This window comes from Kitasatospora sp. NPDC057198 (assembly GCF_042670125.1).
Taxonomy (GTDB): Bacteria; Actinomycetota; Actinomycetes; order Streptomycetales; family Streptomycetaceae; genus Kitasatospora.
Window position 1 is genome coordinate 1 of record NZ_JBHUWH010000078.1, and the last position, 23,093, is coordinate 23,093.

A 23,093-nucleotide genomic window follows, 5' to 3' on the forward strand; every position below is an offset into this window, starting at 1 on the left:
GCGGCCTTCTTCGCCGGGGCCTTCTTGGCGGGCGCGGCCTTCTTCGCCGGCGCCTTCCCGGCCGGCGCGCCCTTGGCCGGCCCGGACTTGCTGGTGCGTGCGGCGGCGCTTCCGGGCGTTCGTGTGGCCATGGGGGCAGCCTACCGGCGCACTCGGGCCGCGGACACGCTCGGGCGCACTTCGGCGGGTTGCGCCGCCGACGCGCCGTCAGCCGCCCGGGAACCACCCGGACGGGTGACCCCGACGGCCCGTCAGCCGGAGCCGGGGCGCAGCGCGTCGAGCGCCCCGCGCAGGCCGGCGATCTTCCGCTCCAGGTGCGCGGCGGTCGCGGCGGCGGGGCCGTCGGAGCCCGACTCCAGCTGCTTGGTGAGCGCCTCGGCCTGCTCCTCGACGGCGGCCAGCCGGGCCGACAGCTCGCCGAGCAGCGCCCCGCCGATGGCCGGTTCGGCGCCCGCCTCCAGCTGCAGGCGCAGCAGCGCGGCCTGCTCCTTCAGCTGGGTGTTCTTCTGGTACAGGTCGACGAAGACGGAGACCTTGGCCCGCAGCACCCACGGGTCGAAGGGCTTGGAGATGTAGTCGACCGCGCCGGCCGCGTAGCCGCGGAAGGTGTGGTGCGGACCGTGGTTGATCGCGGTCAGGAAGATGATCGGGATGTCCCTGGTCCGCTCCCGGCGCTTGATGTGCGCGGCGGTCTCGAACCCGTCCATGCCGGGCATCTGCACGTCCAGCAGGATCACCGCGAAGTCGTCGGTGAGCAGCGCCTTGAGCGCCTCCTCGCCGGAGGAGGCGCGCACCAGGGTCTGGTCGAGCGCGGAGAGGATCGCCTCGAGGGCGAGCAGGTTCTCCGGACGGTCGTCGACCAGGAGGATCTTCGCCTTCTGCACCAGGACCCGCCCTCCTGCCGGTTGTTTCCCGAGGGCCGGCACCTTCGTACCGCCCATCACTGCCCCGGTCATGCTAGCCGTACCCCCTTGCCCGCCACAGGCCCGGTGCCGGGCGTCACCGTCCGGTCACTGTTGGCAACGAGCGGTGACCCTACCGGGTTCCCGCCCGCGGGGGCCAGCCGGAACCGGTCTCCGCGGGTGGCGGTCACCTGACGGGCAGGTGTTGGCGCATCACCGCCAGCAGGTGGTCGGTCTCGACCGGCTTGGTGATGTGGTCGGTCGCGCCCGCCTGGAGGCTCTTCTCGCGGTCGCCCTTCATCGCCTTGGCGGTCAGCGCGATGATCGGCAGGCCGGAGAACCGGGGCATCCGGCGGATCTGCTCGGTGGTCGCGTAGCCGTCCAGCTCGGGCATCATGATGTCCATCAGCACCAGGGCGACGTCCTCGTGCTGCTCGAGCATCTCGATGCCCTCGCGGCCGTTCTCCGCGTACAGCACGGTCAGGCCGTACTGCTCCAGCACGCTGGTGAGGGCGAACACGTTGCGGATGTCGTCGTCGACGATCAGGACGCGCTCGCCGTCGAAGCGGGGCGGGGCGGCGGCGGTGCGGGACGCCTCGCCCTGGCGCGGGACGGTCTCCTCGGTGGCGCGCGGGGCGTCCGGGGTGCGGCGGCGCTCGACGGTGGAGCGGCGGCGCTCCTCGACCAGGCCGCGGGCCTCCTGGGTCCACTGCTCGGCGGGCGTGCGGGAGGCTTCGAGGGCGCGCGGGGCGCCCGCGCGCTCCAGGGTGACCGGTTCGGGGCCCTCGCTGCGCAGCGGCAGGTAGAGGGTGAAGGCGGAGCCGCGGCCGATCTCGCTCTCGACGTGGATCTCGCCGCCGAGCAGCCGGGCGATCTCCCGGCTGATCGACAGGCCCAGGCCGGTGCCGCCGTACTTGCGGCTGGTGCCGCCGTCGGCCTGCTTGAACGCCTCGAAGATCTCCCGGAGCTTGTTGCCGGGGATGCCGATGCCGGTGTCGGAGACCGAGAAGGCGATCAGCGGCTCGTCCGGGTCGGCCATGGTGCCGGACTCCAGCAGCTGCTCGCGCACGTGCTGCGGGATCTCCGCTCCGGCCACCGGGCGGATCATCAGCTCGACCGCGCCGGCGTCGGTGAACTTCACCGCGTTGGAGAGCAGGTTGCGCAGCACCTGCTGGAGGCGCTGCTCGTCGGTGTGCAGGGTGACCGGCAGGTCCGGGGAGACCCGGACCGCGAAGTCCAGGTTCTTCTCGGCGGCCAGCGGCCGGAACGCGGCCTCCACGTAGTCGACCAGCTGGACGAGCGCGATCCGGGCCGGGCGGACGTCCATCTTGCCGGCCTCGACCTTGGACAGGTCGAGGATGTCGTTGATCAGCTGGAGCAGGTCGGAGCCCGCGCCGTGGATGGTCTCGGCGAACTCGACCTGCTTGGCCGACAGGTTGCCCTCGTTGTTGTCGGAGAGCAGTTTGGCCAGGATCAGCAGCGAGTTGAGCGGGGTGCGCAGCTCGTGCGACATGTTGGCGAGGAACTCGCTCTTGTAGCGGGAGGCCAGCGCGAGCTGCTCGGCGCGCTCCTCCAGGATCTGCCGGGCCTCCTCGATCTCGCTGTTCTTGATCTCGATGTCGCGGTTCTGCTGGGCGAGCTGCTCGGCCTTCTCCTGGAGCTCCTCGTTGGTGCGCTCCAACTCCTCCTGGCGGGCCTCCAGTTCGGCGGAGCGCATCGAGAGCTCGGCGGTCAGCCGCTGGGACTCCAGCAGCAGGCCCTCGGTCTTGGTGTTGACCGAGATGGTGTTGACGGTGACGCCGATCTGGTCGGCGATCTGGTTGAGGAAGTCCAGCGCGACGGTGGTGAAGCTGGAGAAGGTGGCGAGTTCGATCACGCCGAGCAGCCGGCCCTCGAACAGCACCGGCATCACCACCACGTGCGCCGGGGAGGACTCGCCGAGGCCGGAGGAGATCTTCAGGTACCCGGGCGGGGTCTCCTTGAGCACGATCGGCCGCTTCTCCACGGCGGCCTGCCCGATCAGGCCCTCGCCGAGCCGGAAGGTGGTGGGCATGGTGCGCCGGTGGTAGCCGTAGGAGCCGATCAGGCGCAGCACGACGTCGTTCTCGTCGTCGTCCTCGGTGACGAGTTCGGCGGCCCGGCCGGCCGGCTGGGCGAGGAAGAAGGCGCCGTGCTGGGCGGAGACCACCGGGGTGAGCTCGCTCATGATCAGCGAGGCGACGGCGGACAGGTCGCGGCGGCCCTGCAGCAGGCCGGACATCCGGGCCAGGTTGGACTTGAGCCAGTCCTGCTCCTTGTTGGTCCGGGTGGTCTCGCGCAGGTTGGCGATCATCTGGTTGATGTTGTCCTTGAGCTCGTCGAGCTCGCCGGACGCGTCCACGTTGATCCGCGGCGACAGGTCGCCGCGGGTGACGGCGGTGGCGACCTGGGCGATCGCGCGCACCTGCCGGGTCAGGTTGTTGGCCAGCTCGTTCACCGACTCGGTGAGGTCCTGCCAGGTGCCGGCCACGCCGGGGACGCGGGCCTGGCCGCCGAGGCGGCCGTCGGTGCCGACCTCGCGGGCGACCCGGGTGACCTCGTCGGCGAACGCGGAGAGCTGGTCGACCATCGTGTTGATGCTGGTCTTGAGCTCCAGGATCTCGCCGCGGGCGTCCACGTCGATCTTCTGCGAGAGGTCGCCGCGGGCGACGGCGGTGATCACCAGCGCGATGTTGCGGACCTGGCCGGTGAGGTTGTTGGCCATCAGGTTGACGTTCTCGGTCAGGTCCTTCCAGATCCCGGCGACGCCGGGCACGCTGGCCTGGCCGCCCAGGATGCCGTCGGTGCCGACCTCGCGGGCGACCCGGGTGACTTCGACGGCGAAGGCCGACAGCTGGTCGACCATGGTGTTCAGGGTGTCGGCGAGCGCGGCGACCTCGCCCGCCGCGTCGATGGCGATCTTCTTGGACAGGTCGCCGCGGGCCACCGCGGAGGCGACCTCGGCGATGTTGCGGACCTGGCTGGTCAGGTTGGACGCCATCAGGTTGACGTTGTCGGTCAGGTCGCGCCAGATGCCGGAGACGCCGGAGACCCGGGCCTGGCCGCCCAGGATGCCGTCGGTGCCGACCTCGCGCGCGACCCGGGTCACCTCGTCGGCGAACGCGGACAGCTGCTCGACCATGGTGTTGACGGTGGTGACGAGTTCGCGGATCTCGCCCTTCGCGTCGACGGTGATCTTCTTGGAGACGTCGCCGCGGGCCACCGCGGTGGTCACCTCGGCGATCGAACGCACCTGGCTGGTCAGGTTGTTGGCCATCAGGTTCACCGAGTTGGTGAGGTCCTTCCAGGTGCCGGAGACCCCGGGCACGCTGGCCTGGCCGCCGAGGATGCCCTCGGTGCCGACGTCCCGGGCGACCCGGGTCACCTCGTCGGCGAACGCCGAGAGCTGGTCGACCATGGTGTTGATGGTGTTCTTCAGCTCGAGGATCTCGCCCCGGGCGTCGACCTGGATCTTCTGCGACAGGTCGCCCTTGGCGACCGCGGTGGTGACCTGCGCGATGCCGCGGACCTGGCTGGTCAGGTTGTTCGCCATCGAGTTGACGTTCTCGGTGAGGTCCTTCCAGACGCCGGCCACGCCGGGCACCTGGGCCTGCCCGCCGAGGATGCCGTCGGTGCCCACCTCGCGGGAGACCCTGGTCACCTGCTCGGCGAACCCGGACAGCTGGTCGACCATCGTGTTGATGGTGTTCTTCAGCTCCAGGATCTCGCCGCGCGCGTCGACCTCGATCTTGCGCGACAGGTCGCCCTTGGCGACCGCGGTGGTCACCTCGGCGATGTTGCGGACCTGTGCGGTCAGGTTGGCCGCCATGAAGTTCACCGAGTCGGTCAGGTCGCGCCACACGCCGGCCACGCCCGACACCTGCGCCTGGCCGCCGAGGCGGCCCTCGGTGCCCACGTCGCGGGCCACCGTGGTGACCTGCGCGGCGAACGAGTTGAGCTGGTCGACCATGGTGTTGACGGTGTTCTTCAGCTCCAGCATCTCGCCGTCGACGTCGACGGTGACCTTGCGCGACAGGTCGCCGCGGGCCACCGCGGTGGTCACCTCGGCGATGTTGCGCACCTGCGCGGTCAGCCGCCCGGCCATGGTGTTGACCGAGTCCGACAGGTCCTTCCAGGAGCCGGAGACGCTGCGCACCCGGGCCTGGCCGCCGAGCTTGCCCTCGGTGCCGACCTCGATCGCCACCCGGGTCACCTCGTCGGTGAACTCGGAGAGCTGGTCGACCAGGCCGTTGACCGTCCGGCCGACCTTCAGGAACTCGCCGCGCAGCGGGTAGCTGGCCCCGGTGGTGTGCAGCGAGCGCAGCTCCATGCTCTGCGTCAGGTCGCCCTCGGCGATCGAGGACAGCACCCGGCCGACCTCGGCCATCGGCCGCGCCAGGTCGTCGATCAGCGCGTTGCAGTTGTCGACCGCCGCCATCCAGGCGCCCTCGCCGATGCCGCTCTCCAGCCGCTCGGACAGCCGGCCCTCGCGGCCCACCGCCCGCCGCACCCGGGCCAGTTCACCGGTGAGGTGCTGGTTGCGGTCGGCGACCTCGTTGAACACCGCGGCGATCTCCGCCAGCAGGCCGTCGCCCGGGAAGGTCAGCCGGCGGCGGAAGTTGCCGTCCCGCATCGCGGTCAGCGCGGTCAGCAGCTTGCGCAGCTCCGCGGGCTCGGCCCCGCGCCCCGGGCCGGGGCGCCGCCCGCCGCCGGCCCGCGACGGCGGCACCGGGCGGGCGCCGCGCGCAGCGGCGGTCGTCGTACCGGACACGTCCTTGGTCGCCGAACTCAACGGGGCCCTCCCAGGTCCTGACTCGGTTCACCGCCGCGGGAGGAGAAGGCGTCCGGCCGTCGCTCCCGCGCCGTCCCCCTCGACCGTACTGCGGCGGTGACGGCACGCGGACCCCCCAGTGTGACAGCACTGGCACCCGGTGTCGGACCGCTTGCGGAGGGTTTTCCCGGCGACCAGGGAAAGTGGTGAACGAAATCACTCCCTGGGGCCTGTTTCGGCGCCCCGGCCCCACTGGGTACCAACCGGAAAGTAGGGTGGAGGGCCGCACCGGGCCGAGGCGACGCCGCCCCCGTCCGCCGCACCGCCCGAAACCGTCCGTCGGACCAGCAGCAGAGGAGACGTGGCCGTGGTCACCGCGCGCGCAGCCGCCACCTTCGAACCGGTCGACCGGTCGGCCGCCGCGGCCCGCGGCTTCGTCCGGGACGCCCTGCTCGGGTGGGGCGTGCCCGAGGTGGTGGACGACGCCGTGGTGCTGGTCAGCGAGCTGGTCACCAACGCGGTGGTGCACGCCGGGACGGCCGCCGAGGTGGTCTGCCTGCGTGAGGAGGACACCGTCCGGATCGAGGTCAGCGACCGGCACCCGGAGCGCGGCCTGCCCTCCTTCGCCAACGTGACGATGAACTCCGAGCGGTACGCCGACCCGGACGGCGAGGGCGGCCGCGGCCTGCTGATGTGCTCGGCGCTGTCCAGCAGCTGGGGCGTGGAGTACGCGGCCGGCCGCAAGACCGTCTGGTTCCGCCTCGCCCTGCCCGAGCAGCACCCCGGCACCCGGTACGCGCTGCCCAGCCTGCCCGGCGGCGAGCTCCCGGCCGCGGACGGCCCGGTGCGGGTCGCCGTGGTGCAGCTCGACGACCACGGGCGGGTGCGGCACTGGAACGCCGACGCCGAGTCGCTCTTCCAGCGACCCGCGGACGCCGTGTTCGGCCGCCCCTGGGCCGAACTGGCCGTCTGGCCGCAGACCCCCGGCCTCGGCCTCGGCGACACCCTGCGCCTGGCCCGCTGGGAGGGCTCGTACGCGGTGCGCGGCGGCGACGGCGCGGTGCAGGAGGTGTACGGCACCCACGTGCGGCTGCGCGACAGCGCCGGCACCCCGACGGTGGCCTGCCTGCTGGTGCGGGAGGCCGACCGCGCGGTGCTGCGCACCCCCGGCACCCCGGGCGCCGCCGTGGAGGGCGCCACCACCGCCGTCGAGCCGCTGGACCTGCTGGTCGGCCCGGTCTCCCCCGACGACCTGTCCAGCCTGCTGCAGCGGATCGTCGAGCGGGCCCGCGACCTGCTCGACGCGGACGCCGCCTACCTGCTGCTCACCAGCGAGGACGAGACCGAGTTCGAGCTGCGCGCCGCGACCGGCCTGGCCGGCCCGTCCCGGCGCTTCTCCCGGCTGCCGGTCGACGCCGGCGCGGGCCGCTTCGACTCGGCCCGGCTGCCCGCCGTCCACGAGGACCTGGCGGTGCGCCCGTCCGGCGCCGCCCCGCTGCTGGACGGCACCGACCTGCGCTCGCTGATCACCGTGCCGCTCAAGGTCGAGGGCCGGCTGACCGGCTCGCTCGGGGTGGCCGCGGCCGCCCCCGGCCGCTACGACAACGAGGACGCGCTGCGCCTGCAGTTCGCCGCCGACCGGATCGCGCTGGCCCTGGAGAGCGCCCGGCTGGGCGAGTTGGAGCGGCTGCGCCGCGGCTCGCTGTCCTTCCTGGTGGAGGCGTCCGACCTGCTGGCCGGCACCCTGGAGCACGAGCAGACGCTCGCCCTGATGGCGCAGATGGCCGTCCCGACGCTCTCCTCCTGGTGCGCCGTCTACACCACGCCGGACCAGGCGACGCGCTCCGACCTCGCCTTCGTGCTGCACGAGGACGAGGACCGGATCGACGCGCTGCGCGCCCTGCTCGACAAGTCCCCCTGTCCGGAGGCGGAGCCCAGCCCGGGTGCCCGCCCGTGGACGGCGCCGGCCGAGACCGCACGGGCGATCGGCCACCCGGTCGGCCCGGAGCTCGGCGAGACGGTGGTCATGCCGCTGTCCGCCCGCAACCGGGTGATCGGCCTGCTGGTGCTCGGCACCCGGCGCGGCGTCCGGTTCCGCCAGGAGATCCTGGAGCTCGGCGAGGACCTCTCCCGCCGGGCCGCCCTGGCGCTGGACAACTCCCGCCTCTACTCCGAGCGCACCGCCACCAGCCAGGCGTTCCAGCGCGCCCTGCTGCCCCCGGAGCTGCCGAAGATCCCGGGCGTCGAGGTCGAGGTCTTCTACCAGGCCGCGGGCGAGGGCAACGAGGTCGGCGGCGACTTCTACGACCTGTTCCCGATCCGCGAGGGCACCTACGGCTTCGCGATCGGCGACGTCTGCGGCACCGGCCCGGAGGCCGCCTCGGTCACCGGCCTGGCCCGCAACTCGCTGCGCCTGCTGGCCCGCGAGGGCCTGGACGCCCCGCAGGTGCTCACCCGGCTGAACGCGGCGATCCTGGACGAGGGCAGCCGCGCCCGCTTCCTCACCCTGCTGTACGGCGAGCTGACGCCCCGCGCGGACGGCTCGACCGCGCTCTCGCTGGTCTGCGCCGGCCACCCGCTGCCGCTGCGGCTGCGCGTCGACGGGCAGGTCGACCAGGCCGCCTCGCCGCAGCCGCTGCTCGGCGTGATGGACGAACTCGACCTCACCGCCGAGGAGTTGGTGCTCGCCCCGGGCGAGGTGCTGCTGTGCGTGACGGACGGCGTGACCGAGCGCCGGGAGGGCGGCCGGATGCTCGGCGACGACGGTCTGGCCGAGGTGCTGACCGGCTGCGCGGGCCTGACCGCGGGCGCGGTGGCGGCCCGGGTGCACCGGGCGGTGGAGCGGTTCGCGCCCGAGCCGCCGTCCGACGACATGGCGATCCTGACGCTGCGGATTCCGACCCAGCGCCAGAACTGACCGGATCGCCCGCCCGAACTGGTCACGGTTTGCTCACACTTGCTCATCCTGAGTGATTCACAAGGGTACAAAACCGGTGCGCCGGGTACACCGTAAGCACCGGGGGCTTCCACCCCGGAGGGCGTGACCGGCGGCCGAGCCGCCGGCCCTCTCATTCGCCGCAGCCGCCGCACCCTCTCTCCGGTGCGCCCACGACCCGGCACCCGGCACCACCTCAGCACACCCACTTTTCACCGTGACCTCGCCATGCCCTGGCGCAGAGTGAAAGGAGCCTCCGGTGAGCAATGAAGCCTCCGGGGCGAACGCCCGATCCGCTGACGCGGGTCCGCTCGGTTACCTGGCCCTCGGTCTGACTCTGCTGGCGTACGGCCTGCTCGGCACGGGTGTCCTCAGCGGCACCTCGGCCGGCGGCGCCTCCCCGCTGGCCGACCTGGTCGGCGGCGTGACGCTGTTCGTCGCCGGCCTCTGGCAGTTCCGCGGCGGCGACCGCTTCAGCGGCACCGCGTTCACCACCCTGGGCGCCTTCTGGGCGACCTGGGCCGCCGCCGGCCCGGCCGGCAAGAACACCGCGGGCCTGTTCCTGCTGCTGTGGGCGCTGCTGGCGCTCACCCTGACCGCCGCCTCCTGGGGCGCCGGCCAGCTCACCCGCGCGGTCTACGGCCTGCTGACGGTCTCCCTGGTGCTCAGCGCCATCGGGGCCTTCGGCGACGCCTCCGGCTGGGGCAAGGTCGGCGGCTGGGTCGCCGCCGTGGCCGGCCTGGCCGCCTGGTACTCGGCCACCGCCGAACTGACCGGCGGCCGCTGGGGCAAGGTCGCCCTGCCGGTCAGGTAACCGCCGCACCGCCGCACCGCCGCACCGCCGCACCACCGCTCGTCCCGCACCACCGCTCGTCCCGCACCACCGCTCGTCCCGGAGCCCGGACGCCACCCCCACGGCGCCCGGGCTCCGGCATGTCCGCAGGTCAACTCCCGCTTGCGATCATTCACTTGACACGACTGACGACCCTTCAGTTCTATAGTGCTAGGAACCTAGATAAATGAGGTTGCGGTGATCGAGTTCCACATCGAGCCCCGGTCCGGGGTCGCCCCCTACCTGCAACTGGTCCACCAGGTGCGGCAGGCGCTGCGGCTGGGCCTGCTGTCCGAGGGGGACCGGCTGCCCAAGGTCAAGGAGGTCGCGGCGAAGGTCGCGATCAACCCCAACACCGTGCTCAAGGCGTACCGCCAGCTGGAGAACGAGGGCCTGGTCTCCCCCAAGCCCGGGGTCGGCACCTTCGTCAGCGGCACCCTCGGCACCCCCGCGGCGCCCGAACACGAGCCGCTGCGGCAGGAGTTGGCCCGCTGGCTGGCCGCCGCCCGGGCCGCCGGGCTGGATGAGGAGTCGATCGAGGCACTGTTCCGCCAGACCGTACGGAGCACCACCGAAGAGGAGAGATGACCGCGATCGTCGAAGCCAGGGCGCTGGGCAAGCGCTACGGGCGCCGCCAGGCGCTCACCGACTGCACCCTGAGCGTCCCCGCCGGGCGCGTCGTCGGCCTGGTCGGCCCGAACGGCGCCGGCAAGTCCACCCTGCTGCAGCTCACCTGCGGCCTGCTCACCCCGACCAGCGGCAGCATCGAGGTGTTCGGCGCCCCGCCCGGCCAACTCGCCCGGGTCGGCTTCGTCGCCCAGGACACCCCGGTGTACGCCGCGCTCTCAGTCGCCGACCACCTGCGGCTGGGCGCCCGGCTCAACCCGCGCTGGGACGCCGCCCTCGCCGAACGGCGCGTCCGGCAGCTCGGCCTCGACCCCGCGCAGAAGGCCGGCCGGCTCTCCGGCGGCCAGCGCGCCCAGCTCGCGCTCGCCCTGGCCGTCGCCAAGCGGCCCGAACTGCTGCTGCTGGACGAGCCGGTGGCCGCCCTCGACCCGCTGGCCCGGCGCGCCTTCCTGCAACACCTGATGGAGTTCGTCGCCGAGTCCGAACCGGCGGCCACCGTGGTGCTCTCCTCCCACCTGCTCTCCGACCTGGAACGGGTCTGCGACCACCTGATCGTGCTCGCCGACTCCACGGTCCGCGCCGAGGGCGGCATCGACGACCTGCTCGCCACCCACTTCCGGCTCACCACCGCCCGCCGCGCGGCCGACACCCTGCCCGCCGGGATGCACGTCCTGCACGCCGAGCACACCGGGCGGCAGAGCAGCTTCACCGTCCGCGCCGAGGCCCCCGTCGAGGACCCGTCCTGGGTGATGGAGCCGCTCGGCCTGGAGGACCTCGTCCTGCTGCACATGTCCGCCGCCGAGACCGCCGACCCCGAGACCGCCGACCACCGCCCCGCCCTGGAGCCGCAACGATGACCTGGCTGACCTGGCGCCAGTACCGCACCCAGTTCCTGGCCGCCGCCCTCGCCCTGGCGGCCACCGCCGGCTACCTGTTCCACTTCGGCGGCCCGGCCCGGGAACGGGCCCGGGGCGTGCTCACCGGCCCGAGCGTGGTCTCCGAGGCGCCCTTCCAGACCGTCAACGCCCTGGTGCTGCTCGCCCCCGCGCTGATCGGCGCCTTCTGGGGCGCACCGATGATCGCCCGCGAACTGGAGACCGGCACCCACCGGCTGATCTGGAACCAGAGCGTCACCCGCCACCGCTGGCTGACCATCCGCCTGCTGACCGTGGCCGCCGCCGCGCTGACCGCCACCGGGCTGCTCAGCCTGTTCGTGACCTGGTACGCCGGGCCGGTCGACCAGCGGGCGGACGACCCCTTCCGGGCCACCACCTTCGCCGCCCGCGGCGTCGTCCCGGTCGGCTACACCGCCTTCGCGCTCGCCCTCGGCGTCTGCCTGGGCCTGTTCGTCCGCCGCACCGTGCCCGCGATGGCCGCCACCCTGCTGCTGTTCGCCGCCGTCCAGGTACTGGTGCCGCTCGCGGTCCGCCCGCACCTGATGGCGCCCGTCCGCGCCGAGGCCGCCGTCACCGGCGTCCAGCTGTACCGGGCGCACAAGATGACCCTCGGCGGACCGGACGACGCCCCGGTGCGCGCCGCCGTCCACGCCCCGCACGCCTGGAACCTCGTCGACGAACAGCCGGTGCTCACCTCCACCGGGCAGACCGTCACCCGGGCCACCGCCCCCTGCCGGCAGGAGGCCGCGGACGGCCTGCCCCAGCTCGACCCCTGCGCCGCCGAGGCGAACCTGCACGTCTCCCTCGCCTACCACCCCAACAGCCGCTACTGGGCGTTCCAGTGGATCGAGACCGCGCTCTACCTCGTCCTCGCCGCCGCCCTGACCGCGCTCACCCGCTGGGGCCTGCGCCGCCGCCTCGGCTGACCCGCCGCCGCCGGGAACGCGCGGGCGGCCCGGCCCCGCCGCTCAGCGCACCAGCACCAGCCCGCAGCCGTACGCCCGCCCGTGGCCCACGCCCCGGGTGAGCGCCGCGACGAATGCGGCCGGGTCGGTCACCGTCAGCGTGCCGCGCAGCTCGGCCCGGGCCAGCTTCAGGCTCCGCTGCGCGCGCCGGCCCGAGACCCCGGGCAGGATCCGCAGCGCCAGCCGCTCCGGGTCGGTGTCCGCGCCGATCCGCACCACCCCGTCCGGCGCCACCGCGGGCGCGCCGGACGGCTGCAGCCGCCGCACGAACCAGTTCTTGACCTGCTCGGGCCGGTTCAGCGCCTTCCGCGTCCCGCGCACCGTCCCGCCGGTCGGCCCGCTGCCCGGCACGTGCCCCGCGGTGCGGCTGGCCACCGGGTTGACCACCGTCCGGAAGTCGACCCGCTCGCCGGCCCGGAACTCCCGGTCCACCAGCAGGTTCTCCGGCTGCTCGGCCAGCACCCCGCGCGGCAGGCCCGACCAGTCGCCCGGCACCGCCGACTGCACCACCAGCGCCAGCCGGGCCCGCCGCAGGTCGACCGTCCAGCCGAACAGCGCCCGCAGCTGGGCCCTGGCGTCCGGGCTGCCGTCCTCGACCCAGCCCCGGAAGCCGCCCATCACCACCCGGTGCAGCTGCTGCACGTCGATCAGCGCCTTCGCGGTGTACGGGTGCCGGGCGTCCAGGGTGAGCAGGGTGTGCGTGGTGACCAGCCGGGCCGGGGCCGGGGCCGGGTCCGGGGTTCGCGTGCTGTTCACAGGACCAGGTCCTCCCATTCGACGGCGTCCGGGGCGAGGGTGAGGCGCTGCCGGGTCTCCCAGCGGTAGCCGTGCACGGGCCCGCCGTCCGGGTAGCCGGCCGCGGTCGGCTGGTCGTGCACCGGGCCGGCCCCGGGGCGCGGCGCCGGGTCCTCGAACCAGGCCCAGGGCCGGCCGTCCGGCGCCGGGAGGCCGTCGGCGGACGGCAGCGGCGCCCGGCGCCCGAACACCTCGCGGAGCGTGCCGGGCACCACCCCGAGCGCGAGGTCGCCGGACGGCGGGCACGCCTTGCGGCCCAGCCACAGCAGCCGCTTCGGGTGCTCCAGGGCGTGGCCGGTGCGCTCCAGCAGCTCCCGGTCGGTGTGCTGCAGGCCGGCCAGGAACGCGGCGTCCGCCAGGTACCAGCGCTCGCTGAGCATCGGGTGCCGGGCCACCTTGCCCGCCACCAGCGCCCCGGTGGCCGGGTCGGCGGCGATCAGCTTCGGCGCCCCGTACCAGGACGGCTCGCGCCGCCGCCCGAAGGTGCCCGGACGGGCGGGCGGGTCGGACGCCTCCAGGTGCTCGTACGCGGCGGCCCGGCGGTGGTCGGTGATCAGGTCGCGCGGGCGCAGCGGGTACCGGCCGCCGCCCACCGTGTGGTAGTCCCGCACCAGGGTGCCGGGCCGGTCGGCCCGCACCCCGAACAGCGCCGACCGCAGGCCGGTCAGCGGGTCGTCCCGGTCCAGGCCGAGGGCGGCCGCGCACAGGCCGACCACGCCCGACTTGGTCGGCCGGGTGCGGGTGTCGCGCTGCGCGAACCGGCCCTGGAGGCCCCAGGACTGCAGCGGCCCGGCCAGCCGGATCAGCAGCACGTACGGCCCGTCCGCCTGCGCTGCCCCCTGCGCCTCCCGCGCCGTCACGGGAGAAGCCCCTCGACGCCGACCGCCACCCCGATCCGGTCGGCCGGCGCCCACTCCTCCAGCAGGTCGGCGATCTCCGGGTCGTAGGTGAGCACCCGGGCGTGCCGCAGGTCCGGGCGCCGGCCCGCCACGAACAGGTGGTGCCGCAGCAGCCGGCGCACCGCCGCCGGGCCGGCCGGGCCCTCGCCGCCGCCCCCGGGCGGGTTCTCGTCGACCGGCCGCTGGAACGCCCCGGCGTAGTTGTACGGGCGCCCGCCCTCGAAGGCGAGCACCAGCACCGGCAGCGAGCCGGTGGACGCCGTCGAGTTCTTCTTCGCCTCCGGGAACGCCTCCACGAACGCGGTGACGAACTCCCGCTCGGCGGCGGCCGCGGTCGGCTCCACCTCCTCCTCGGCCATCCCGGCCCGCCGCAGGTTCGCCCGCAGTTGCTCGCGGTCGAGCACCGCGTGCCGGTAGAAGGTGCCGGAGATCAGCGACTGGTAGCCCGTCATGCCCGCGCCCGCGTCGTCCGCGGCGTCCAGGAAGCCCAACGCGCCGCGCCTGCGGGCGAGTTTGGCGTCGTCGGCGGCCGCGTAGAAGTCCTCGACCTGCTCGGCGGCGTGCACGGTGAACGCGTGCCCGGTCTGCACGGCGCCGTCCACGTTCGGCGAATCGGCGATCTCGGCCAGGAACCGGCCGTACAGCGCGATGTCCACCGCGTCGCGCGGGGCGAGCGCCAGCAGCACGGCGTCCCGGGTCGGCTTCGGCAGCGGCAGCGGCCGGCCCGCCGGCGCCCCGCCCTCCGCGTCCGGCTCGGCGTCCGGCTCCGGCTCCGGTGCGGCGCCGCGCTTGGGCTTCCCGGCCCGCTGCGCCGCCAGGTACTTCTCCCGCCATCGGGTCAACTCGCCCCGGTGGGCGTCCAGGTGGGCGGCGATCCGGGCCCCGGCGTCGGCCGGCGCGAACACCAGCACCTTGGTCAGGTTGGCCACCGTCCGCTTCGCCGGGTCGCCGAACTTCAGCCCGCACGCCTCGATCACCGCCCGCGCGGTGGCCACCGCCTCGTCCTGCCCCCAGCCGTACCGCCGCACCAGCTCCTCGCCGGTCAGCAGCGCCCACTCCCTGGTCCGGATCCCCATGCTGTGCCCGCCCAGCGCCCCGACCCCGGCGTTCGCCCGGTTCCTGGCGTGCACCCGCTCGGCCCGGCGCCGGGCCTGGCTGGTGATCATGTGCCGCTCGACTCCCCCGTAGACCAGGGACTTCGGCTGCCCCGTCTCGTCGCGCACGGGGAGCACCGCGACCAGGGTCTCCAACAGGTGGAGCGAGAGGAACGGGCTCCGATCGTCAGCGTTCACGCCGTCACGTCCTTTTCTGCTGCTGTGCCCGCCGCCGGCCCGGCGGCGCGTGGAAGTCCACCGACCACCAGTACGCGACGCGGGCCTCCCGGTCGTTCCACCGGATCAGGTCCTCGGCCAGCCCCGTCCACGACGGCGGCGGCTGCTCGCAGGTGCGCAGTCGCACCACGGTGTGCTGCAGGTGCCGCCACGGCACCCGGCGGCTCGCCACCACCCGCTCCACCAGGCGCTGCGCACCGGGGTTGCGCGGCCCGCGCCCGCCCCCGTCCCCGATCCGGGCCGCCGCCGCCCCCAGGCTCCCGTACCCGTACGCGGCCGTTCCCCGCCCCTGGTGGTACAGCGCGAACAGGAACGCCACCCGCTCGAAGAGGTCCCGGTGGCGGTCCCCGCCGTACCAGCCCGCCCTGATGTGCGCGTCCGTCCGCGTCCCGGTGCGGCGCAGTTCGGCGAGCGTCCCGGTGTCGCGGTTGCGCACCAGCGTGGTCAGCCAGGCGAGCAGCGCCTCGCTGTCGTGCGGGTACGCCTCGGGGGCGGCGAAGTCCTCGGTCTCAGTCACCGGCCACCAGCTCCCGGATCTCGGCGGGCGCGTCGTCGGCGGCGAGGTCGTCCTCGAACCGGCGCACCGCCCGGGAGCGCGCCAGGTGGCCGCGGTCGTTGGGCGGCAGCGACTCCAGCCGCTGGGCGAGCTGCTCCCGGGCCGTCGCCAGCAGGGTTTCCGCGTACGCCGCGACCGGCCCGGCGGCTGCGCCGGGCGGCCGGCGCGGGCCGAGGTCGGCCACCGTGTCCAGCAGTGCGTCGAACGTCTCGCCGGCCGCCGCCCAGAACCGCCACCGCGCGTCGTACCGGGCCACCAGCGCCGCCTCGTCCGCCGGCGCCTTCGCCGGGTGCACCGTCTGCGAGGCCACCAGCGCGGCCCGCTTCAGCCGGGCGGCCAGGAACTCGGCGATCCGCGACCCGCGCGAGGACGCCAGGTACAGGTGCTCGGCCATCCCCGGCGCGTACGGGAAGCAGCCCTCGACCCAGGCCACCGGCAGCGTCTTGTTCGCGATCAGCCCCACCGCCCACAGGCGGTAGGGCACGTCCATGCCCTCGTGCTCGTACGCCAGCGAGCCGAGCAGCGCGTAGAGCCCGGGTAGCCGCTCCTTCACGGCCGCGTACAGCGCGTGCGCGTCCTGCCACAGCGCCCGGCTCGGCGACGGCCACAGCGGTTTCTCCGCTCCGGCGGTCGTCCGGACGAGCACCGCGTCCGTCAGGTGCCGCACCGGGTCGAGCTCCAGCACCTCGCCCGCCCCGATCAGCACCCGGTCCACCACGGCGCCGTGCCGCCCGTCGAGCCGGCCCCGCAGCAGGATCGACCGCCCGAGCGCGCTGTGCAGGTCCGCCGGGCCCTGCGGCGCCCGGGGCACGGCCTTCGCCCCGAAGGTGCGGCGCGCCACCGGGCCGGTGGTCCAGGTGGTGTTCAGCCGGCCGGTCTCCCCCGCGTGCGGGTAGAGGTTGAGCCGCAGCGTCTCCCCGACCGTCGCCCCGAGCGCCACCACCCGGATCCGCCCCAGCAGCCGCCCCGTCGCCAGGTTGGTGACGGCCGGCCCCAGCTTCCCGCCGCTGATCCGCCCCCGCCCGTACGGGGCGTACACGTGCTGCGTCAGCACCGCGCGGAACGCCTCCGCCGCGGGCAGCGACCCGCCGTCCTCCAGGTGGTGCCGGTCGAAGAACTGCAGGTAGTCGCCCGTCCGCTCGATCACCAGCTGGGCGACCCCGGTGGCCGAGTCCTCGAACGACTCGCGCAGCAGCGCGTTCTGCCCCAGCGGCCGCTCCGGATCGAACAGGTCCCAGTCACCGTCCGCCCGGCCCGCCAGCCACGCCGCCGCCCCGCCGAACCCGCGCCGCCCCTCGACCCGCTCCCGCCACTCCCGCGCGCTCGCCGGGTGCTCCCCCGCCGCGAAGCACACCGCCAGCAGGAACTCCAGCACCGCGACGGCCTCCCCGGGCGTGCCCCCGGCGATCGACGCCAACTCCTCGGACCGCTCGAACAGTTCGCACAGCCCCACCGACACCGATTCCCCGGCGCAGGTCACCACCGGCACCCACGGCTCCCACCGCGGATCCCACCCGACCCGCACTCCGGCCCCAGCCGGCGAATGCACCGCAGGCAACGCGCCACCCACCCACTTCACACGGAATACGCCTGCCGGGGAAGGAAGTTGGCACCCAGCTCGATCGAACGCTAGCAGCCGGTGCCGGGCCGGCAGGTGGGATGCGCCGAGCCGGAGGGATCCGGCACAAAGGCGGGCGGAACACGTCGGGATCCGTCAACTCCGGGCAGCGAGCGCACAATCCGCTCGCCTTCGCCACCGCCCCCGGGCCGGACGTGGTGACATCGGACCGTCCCGTCCGTCTCACCCCGCCCCCGTCCCGCGCCGCCGCATCAGGATCCGCAGCGTCTCGCGGGCGTCCCGCCGCCGGGCCGCCGAGCGGGAGAGCACGGAGGTCAGCGCCACCGCGGCGAGCAGCAGGCTGTAGAGCGCTCCGGCCGCGGCCGTCAGCACGGCGGCTCCGGCCGCCTCGTCGAGCAGGGAGATCACCTGGCACGCCCTTTCGTTCCGACCTGCCACCGGCGGCGGTCGATGACCCGAGCTTCCCGGACGGCTCTCGCCGGTCACGACGGCCCGTCCGACGTTTCCGCAGGTCAGAGCGGTCTATGCAGAGAAGGAGGACAGCAGGAAGATGAACGGCACCTCCCCGTACGCCGCCCGTGAGCACCTGGGCGCGATGCTGCGGGCCCTGCTCACCCCGTTCCCCGGGCTCCGCGAGCCCGTCCCCGGCCTGCCCCGGCGCACCCTCCAGCGCTGGTGCCTGGGCACCCACGCGCCGAACGACAGCGCGCTCTTCCGGGCCCTGCTCGACCGCTACGCCCCGCCCGGCCACGACCCCCGCCCCTGGGAACTCGCCCTCGACGCCGCCCGGCGCGAGGCCCGCGATCAGCAGCACCGCCGGCAGCGGCCCGGCGCGCTCCACCCGCCCACCGAGCTGGACGCCTTCGCCCGCGCCACCGCCGCCGACGCACCGGCGTACCTGTGGTGGCACGCCGAACTCCCGCACGGGAAGAGCACCTTGCTCGCCGACTACGAGTGCGACCCGGCACCGGGAGTCGACGCCCGCTACCAGGCCGTGTCCGCCGAAGCCGGCACCCACACCCGGAACGGCTTCCTGCGCGCCCTGCACGAGCTGCTGGACGCCACCTCCTCCACCGCTGACCCGGCCCGCCTCCTGCGCGAAGCCGCCGCCCGGACGCGCACCGACGGCCACCGCCTCCTCCTGCTGCTGATCGACGATCTGGACGCCGACCCCGGCTGGCCGCCCCACCCCGACGTCCGCCCCGCCGAGCCGCGCAGCGTCGCCGCCCTGCTCCCGGCCCGGCTCCCGGACGGCGTGCGGATCGCCGTCACCACCCGCCGCACCGATCCGCTCCCGCCGGACCTGCCCGCCGACCACCCGCTGCGGCTGCGCGAATGCTGCCGCCTCCTCGCCCCCGCCGCCGGGCTGCCGCCCGCCGCCCCGGCGCCGTCCCGGTTCGACGACGACCCGCTCAACCGCGAGGTCCTCGCCTTCCTCACCCGCACCGGCGGCGGGCTGCGCCCGCAGGACCTGGCGCAGCTCACAGGCGCCCCCGTCGAGGAGATCGGCCGCCTGCTCACCCACCGCGACAACCGCACGGTGCTCACCGACCCCCGGACGCCCGGCGCGTTCCGTCCGGCCCTCGAGCCCCCGGCACCCGGCCCGCGCCCCGGGGACGACGACCGCACCGCCCGCCTGCACGCCTGGGCCGCGTCCTTCCGGAACGCCCGTCGGCCCGCCGACACCCCGCCCCACCTGCTCGGTGACCACCTGCGCCTGCTCGACGGCCCGGCGGAGCGGGACGCGTTCCTGCGCGACCCGGAGCGCCAGCGCCGCCTCGCCGACACCCTGGGGCCGGAGCTCGCCCTCGACCAACTCCCCGACACCGGGCTGCTGTTCACCGCCGCCCGGGACTTGCTGCGCCGCCGCCTGCTCCCCGTCCCCACCGGGGCCCCCGCCGTGCTCGCCCTGCTCGGCGAGCCCTCGCACGCGCTCGCCCTGGCCCGCGCCGTCCCCGCCCGCCCGGCCCGCGCCGCCGCCCTCGCCCACCTGGCCGCCGCCCTCGCGGAGGCGGACCGCCACGACCCGACGGCCGCCACCCGCGCCGAGGAGGCCGCCGCGCTCTTCGACCGCACCGACCCGTACGACCCCCGGACGCCGGAAACCGCCGACGCCTGCGCCGAACTCGCCGACGCCGCCCGCACCTTGGCCCGCCTCGGCCGCGCGGACGCGGCCGGCCCGCTGTTCCGGGCCGTGGCCCGCAGCGGGGCCGCCGACCTGGCCACCCGGGCGGAGGCGATGGCCCACGACCCGGACGCCCCGCTCACCGCCCTGCTCGACCACGCGCTCGCCCTGGCCGAGGACCGCCCCGAGTACGCCCAGGTCGCCGCGGACATCCTGCGCACCGTCGCCCGGACCGCTTCCGCGACCGCCTCCACGACCGCCGCCCGGCCGGCCTCCCGGGCAACCTCCCGGATCGCCGACAAGCCCCTCCGCGACCGGGCGCTCGCCGAACTCGCCGGGCTCACCGCCGACCCGGACCCGGACCACCGGCTGGCCGCGGCCGCCGCCCGCGCCGTCGAAGTGTCCGCCCTCGCCGAGCAGGGGTTCCCGCGCAAGGCCCTCGACGCCATGCGCACCGTCTGGGACCGGCTCTCCCCCGCCCTGGTCGCGCCGCTCAGCCCCGCCGACCGGGCCCACCTGCGGCTCGACCTGTCCGCCACCTTCACCCGGATCGCCCTCGCCGAACGCGCCGCGGCCGTCGACTCCCGCCCCGAACGCACGATCCGCCTGCTGGACGCCCACCGGGCCGCCGGCCGCACCGGCGTCCTCGGCGACGACCAGACCGAACGGGCCCGCACCGCCCTCGAACCCACCCCCGAAGCCGCCCCCGCCGGCCCCGGCGCCGACCCCTTCGTCCGGGCCCGCCGCACCCTCCTCACCGGCAACCCGGCCCTCGCCCGCGCCCAGGCCACCGCTGCCCTCCGCGCCCTCCGCCTCGACGGCCCCACCCCGTTCGCCGAAGCCGACACCCTGGCCCTGCTCCGGGCACTCGGCACCGCCGGCGCGCTCCCCCGGGCCCGCCGCCTGCTCCGGGCCGCCCCGGACTCCGAGACCCGCGCCGCCCGCCACGCGGCGCTGTCCCTGGGCTGCGCGCTCGGCGGCCACCTCGCGCAGGCGCTCGCCCACGCCCGCACGGCCGCCCGCCTCCTGACCGACCGACCGCGGCCCGCCACCCGCCGCACGGTCGCCCAGGCCCTCGCCCACGCCGGCGACCCCGACCGGGCGCTGTCCCTCGCCGACCCGGCCGACACGCCCCTGGTCGCCGCCGGACTGCGCCGGTTCGCCCCCGACCGGGCCGCCGCCCTGGCCGACACCGCCGCCCGTAGCCTGTCCGCCGAAGCCTCCCGGCGACTGCGCCCGCTTGCCGCCCTGCTGCTCGCCCACCCGCACCCCGACCACCCGCACCCCGACCGGCCGACCGGCGCGCCGGCCGAGCTGCTGCGCACCGCGAGCCGCCCCACCCACCGTCCCCACCGGGCCGAGCCGATCGTCGTCCTCTCCCTCCTGCACCGCCTGGGCATCCCGCTCGACCCCGCCGCCACCGCCCGACTCCCGCAGTGGAAGGCCCAGTTGCGCGCCGAACACGCCCGGCACACCGAACGCGCCCTGCTCGCCGCCCTCGACCGCGACCCCGACGCGGTCCTGCGCATCGCCGCCACCGCCCCGGACCGGGCGACCCGGATCGCCGCCCTCACCGCCGGGGCCAAGGTGCTCAGCGGTGCCCCCGCCGTCCTGGACGCCGACGACCCGCTCACCAGCCTCTGCCAAGCCCTGTGCCCCGACCCCGACCCGTCCCCGGCCCGCCCGCTGTTCGACGCCCTCCTCCGGGACGGCGCCTGGACGCCCGTCCTCCCCCTGCTGCCCGCGCTCGCCCCCGACGCCCTCCCGGCGCTGGGCGACCTCGTCGCCGCGCACGCCCGTCCCGCCCCGCCCGCTCCACCCGCCCCACCCGCTCCGGAGTGATCCCGCATTCGCCCCCCTCACCCGTCGCCGGTTGCTACTGTCTGCGTGCGGAGGGGAACGCATGGGTCAGTGGCTGTTGGGCGCGGAGTGCCTCGCCGCATGCCGTTTCGCGCTCTCCCCCCTGGTCGAGACGGTCGCCGCGGTCGGCGTCCTCGCCGAGATCCGCCCCGAGCCCTGGCGCCGCGGCTGGCTCGCCGACCACCAACCCGCCTTCCGGGCCCACCTCGCGACCGCCCCGCAGGCCGCCCCCTGGCTCACCGCCCGCGAACCCGCCGACTGGCCCGCCGCCCTGCCCCTGCCCGCCCCGGACCCGGACGCCGACCCCCGCCTGCCCGACCTCCCCGCCGACCTGCCGCCCGCGCTCGCCGACCTCCTCGACTGGACGTGGCAGCACGTCGTCCGCCCCGAATGGCCCGCCCGCCTACGCGCCTTCCGCACCGACCTCGCCACCCGCCGGGAACGCGCCGCGCGACACGGCTGGCCCGCCGCCCTCCCCCACCTCGGCCCGCAGCACCGCTGGCTCCCCGACGGCAGCCTCCGCCTCACCGCCCCCGGCCTCCCTCCGCTCCAACCCGCCGCCCCCGAGCTGCTGTTCGTCCCGACCAGCGCCCGCCACGGCTGGCTCCGCCCGGACGAGTCGCACGCCCGCCTGACCGTCGTCTACCCGACCTCCGCCGCCCCCGTCCCCGGCCCCCGCACCCCGCCCGCCAGCCTGGGCCGCCTGCTCGGCGGCGCCCGCGCCGCCCTCCTGGCCGGCCTCGACCGCCCGCGCGACACCGCCCAACTGGCCGCCCTCACCGGCCTCGGCCCGGCCGCCGTCCACGACCACCTCGGCGTCCTGCTCGACGCCCGCCTGGTCGCCGGCACCAGCACCCCCGGCCGCTACTACCGCACCGCCCTCGCCGAAGCCCTGCTCTCCGCCCAGCCCGGCTGACCCCTCACCCGGTCCCTCACCCGGCGAAACGCCGACGGCGGCCCCGGAACCCGTGTTCCAGCACCGCCGCCTCCCGGAGCCCGCAGGCCGCTCTCAGCCCGGCCGCACCGCGCTGCGCTCCCGCTGCTCCTCCGCCACGTCCCCCGGCGGCACGTCCTCCCGCTGGCGCCACCCCGACACCGCCGCCTGCACCAGGTACACGGTCAGCAGGATCACCACCGCCACCAGGCCGTCCGCCCAGAAGTGGTTCGCCGTCACCACCACCACCCACACCGTCACCACCGGGTGCAGCACCATCAGCCACCGCCACGGCCCGCGCGCCACCGAGACCACCGCCACCGCCGCGATCACGCACCACGCCACGTGCACCGACGGCATCGCCGACAGCTGGTCCGCGACCACACCCGCCACCGCGCTGCCGTACACCGACTGCCCGTACTGCTCCGCCAGGTCGACGAACCCGTTCCCCGGCAGCATCCGCGGCGGCGCCACCGGAACGAACTGGATCAGCAGGCACACCGCGGTCGTCGCCACCACCGTCGTCCGCACCCACGCGTACCGCGCCCGGTGCCGCAGGAACAGCCAGAGCAGCACCACCAGCATCACGCCGAAGTGCATCGTCGCGTAGTAGTAGTTCGCCCCCTGCACCAGCCACGGATGCCCCACCACCGCCCGCTGCCAGGCCGCCTCGTCCGGCAGCCCGAGCTCCCCCTCCGTCCGGTGGATCCACTCGGCCCGCTCCAACGCGTGGCCCGTCCCCATCACCGAAAGGTGCCCCACCACCTGCCACAGCGCGAACAACGCCAGCAGCGTCCCCGCCTCCCGCAGCACGTCCGCCGCCATCCCCGCCCGCCGACGCCGCACCTCCCCGCCGGCCCGCCGGGCCACACCCCTCCTGACGGCGAACGCCGCAGCGTACAGCGCCGCGGAGGCACCGGCCGAGGTTTGCCACGTCAACGTCAGGTTCTGCATTGGCGCAGGCTACCCGGCTCTGCCCGGGAACGCGAAAAAGCCCCCCGACGTCCCGTCGGGGGGCTTTTCCTTCAATGATTGTTCGGCGGCGTCCTACTCTCCCACAGGGTCCCC

The 23,093-nt window shown here is 75.3% G+C and carries 16 protein-coding genes; 7 read left to right on the top strand and 9 right to left on the bottom strand.

Translation table 11 applies throughout. The features are described from left to right. Positions 1 to 251 precede the first annotated feature (251 nt). A complete protein-coding gene (locus tag ACFUEL_RS12355) occupies positions 252 to 887 on the bottom strand; it encodes a two-component system response regulator (protein ID WP_380236086.1) in 636 nt (211 codons plus the stop codon). 202 nt (positions 888 to 1,089) lie between these two features. Then, positions 1,090 to 5,553 (bottom strand): HAMP domain-containing protein, encoded by a 4,464-nt coding sequence (locus tag ACFUEL_RS12360; protein ID WP_380236087.1) that lies wholly within the window; start codon positions 5,551 to 5,553, stop codon positions 1,090 to 1,092. A 505-nt stretch (positions 5,554 to 6,058) separates the two neighbouring features. On the opposite strand from ACFUEL_RS12360, the gene ACFUEL_RS12365 reads away from it, so the two are divergent. From ACFUEL_RS12365 to ACFUEL_RS12385, 5 genes are all read left to right on the top strand, one after another. Further along, a complete protein-coding gene (locus ACFUEL_RS12365) occupies positions 6,059 to 8,608 on the top strand; it encodes a SpoIIE family protein phosphatase (RefSeq protein ID WP_380236068.1) in 2,550 nt (849 codons plus the stop codon). A 277-nt stretch (positions 8,609 to 8,885) separates the two neighbouring features. Then, a complete protein-coding gene (locus tag ACFUEL_RS12370; RefSeq protein WP_380236070.1) occupies positions 8,886 to 9,440 on the top strand; it encodes an acetate uptake transporter in 555 nt (184 codons plus the stop codon). Between the two features lie 216 nt (positions 9,441 to 9,656). After that, positions 9,657 to 10,046 carry a GntR family transcriptional regulator gene (locus tag ACFUEL_RS12375; protein ID WP_380236071.1) on the top strand — a complete coding sequence of 130 codons (390 nt, stop codon included), beginning with the start codon at positions 9,657 to 9,659 and terminating at the stop codon, positions 10,044 to 10,046. Beyond that, positions 10,043 to 10,942 carry an ABC transporter ATP-binding protein gene (locus tag ACFUEL_RS12380; RefSeq protein WP_380236072.1) on the top strand — a complete coding sequence of 300 codons (900 nt, stop codon included), beginning with the start codon at positions 10,043 to 10,045 and terminating at the stop codon, positions 10,940 to 10,942. Before ACFUEL_RS12375 ends, ACFUEL_RS12380 begins: the two co-directional genes overlap by 4 nt. Continuing rightward, a complete protein-coding gene (locus ACFUEL_RS12385) occupies positions 10,939 to 11,907 on the top strand; it encodes an ABC transporter permease subunit (RefSeq protein ID WP_380236073.1) in 969 nt (322 codons plus the stop codon). The genes ACFUEL_RS12380 and ACFUEL_RS12385 overlap by 4 nt, the downstream gene beginning before the upstream one ends. Positions 11,908 to 11,949: 42 nt before the next feature. Here ACFUEL_RS12385 and cas6e read toward each other — a convergent pair whose 3' ends face one another. From cas6e to ACFUEL_RS12415, 6 genes are all read right to left on the bottom strand, one after another. Continuing rightward, complete coding sequence (cas6e, locus tag ACFUEL_RS12390; RefSeq protein ID WP_380236074.1) at positions 11,950 to 12,702, bottom strand: type I-E CRISPR-associated protein Cas6/Cse3/CasE; 753 nt, start codon at positions 12,700 to 12,702, stop codon at positions 11,950 to 11,952. Continuing rightward, positions 12,699 to 13,601, bottom strand: coding sequence for a type I-E CRISPR-associated protein Cas5/CasD (gene cas5e / locus ACFUEL_RS12395; protein ID WP_380236076.1), 903 nt, complete (start codon positions 13,599 to 13,601; stop codon positions 12,699 to 12,701). Before cas5e ends, cas6e begins: the two co-directional genes overlap by 4 nt. Then, complete coding sequence (locus ACFUEL_RS12400) at positions 13,598 to 14,932, bottom strand: type I-E CRISPR-associated protein Cas7/Cse4/CasC (protein WP_380236077.1); 1,335 nt, start codon at positions 14,930 to 14,932, stop codon at positions 13,598 to 13,600. Before ACFUEL_RS12400 ends, cas5e begins: the two co-directional genes overlap by 4 nt. A 4-nt stretch (positions 14,933 to 14,936) precedes the next feature. Then, entirely contained in the window at positions 14,937 to 15,488 is a 552-nt protein-coding gene (casB, locus tag ACFUEL_RS12405; RefSeq protein WP_380236078.1) for a type I-E CRISPR-associated protein Cse2/CasB, read from the bottom strand. Beyond that, positions 15,481 to 17,016 (bottom strand): type I-E CRISPR-associated protein Cse1/CasA, encoded by a 1,536-nt coding sequence (locus ACFUEL_RS12410; protein ID WP_380236079.1) that lies wholly within the window; start codon positions 17,014 to 17,016, stop codon positions 15,481 to 15,483. The genes casB and ACFUEL_RS12410 overlap by 8 nt, the downstream gene beginning before the upstream one ends. Before the next feature lie 312 nt (positions 17,017 to 17,328). Beyond that, positions 17,329 to 17,514 carry a hypothetical protein gene (locus tag ACFUEL_RS12415; protein WP_380236080.1) on the bottom strand — a complete coding sequence of 62 codons (186 nt, stop codon included), beginning with the start codon at positions 17,512 to 17,514 and terminating at the stop codon, positions 17,329 to 17,331. 142 nt (positions 17,515 to 17,656) lie between these two features. On the opposite strand from ACFUEL_RS12415, the gene ACFUEL_RS12420 reads away from it, so the two are divergent. Both ACFUEL_RS12420 and ACFUEL_RS12425 read left to right on the top strand, forming a co-directional pair. After that, positions 17,657 to 21,073 (top strand): hypothetical protein, encoded by a 3,417-nt coding sequence (locus tag ACFUEL_RS12420; RefSeq protein ID WP_380236081.1) that lies wholly within the window; start codon positions 17,657 to 17,659, stop codon positions 21,071 to 21,073. Between the two features lie 61 nt (positions 21,074 to 21,134). Next, complete coding sequence (locus ACFUEL_RS12425) at positions 21,135 to 22,007, top strand: transcriptional regulator (RefSeq protein ID WP_380236082.1); 873 nt, start codon at positions 21,135 to 21,137, stop codon at positions 22,005 to 22,007. Positions 22,008 to 22,100: 93 nt separating this feature from the next. Here ACFUEL_RS12425 and ACFUEL_RS12430 read toward each other — a convergent pair whose 3' ends face one another. Next, entirely contained in the window at positions 22,101 to 22,979 is an 879-nt protein-coding gene (locus tag ACFUEL_RS12430) for a phosphatase PAP2 family protein (protein WP_380236084.1), read from the bottom strand. Between the last annotated feature and the right edge of the window lie 114 nt (positions 22,980 to 23,093).

Coding starts and splice junctions, on each gene's coding strand:
- ACFUEL_RS12360 (WP_380236087.1), bottom strand. CDS start 5,553: ATGCGGGACGGCAACTTCCGCCGCCGGCTGACCTTCCCGGGCGACGGC.
- ACFUEL_RS12380 (WP_380236072.1), top strand. CDS start 10,043: ATGACCGCGATCGTCGAAGCCAGGGCGCTGGGCAAGCGCTACGGGCGC.
- ACFUEL_RS12385 (WP_380236073.1), top strand. CDS start 10,939: ATGACCTGGCTGACCTGGCGCCAGTACCGCACCCAGTTCCTGGCCGCC.
- ACFUEL_RS12420 (WP_380236081.1), top strand. CDS start 17,657: ATGAACGGCACCTCCCCGTACGCCGCCCGTGAGCACCTGGGCGCGATG.
- ACFUEL_RS12425 (WP_380236082.1), top strand. CDS start 21,135: ATGGGTCAGTGGCTGTTGGGCGCGGAGTGCCTCGCCGCATGCCGTTTC.
- ACFUEL_RS12430 (WP_380236084.1), bottom strand. CDS start 22,979: ATGCAGAACCTGACGTTGACGTGGCAAACCTCGGCCGGTGCCTCCGCG.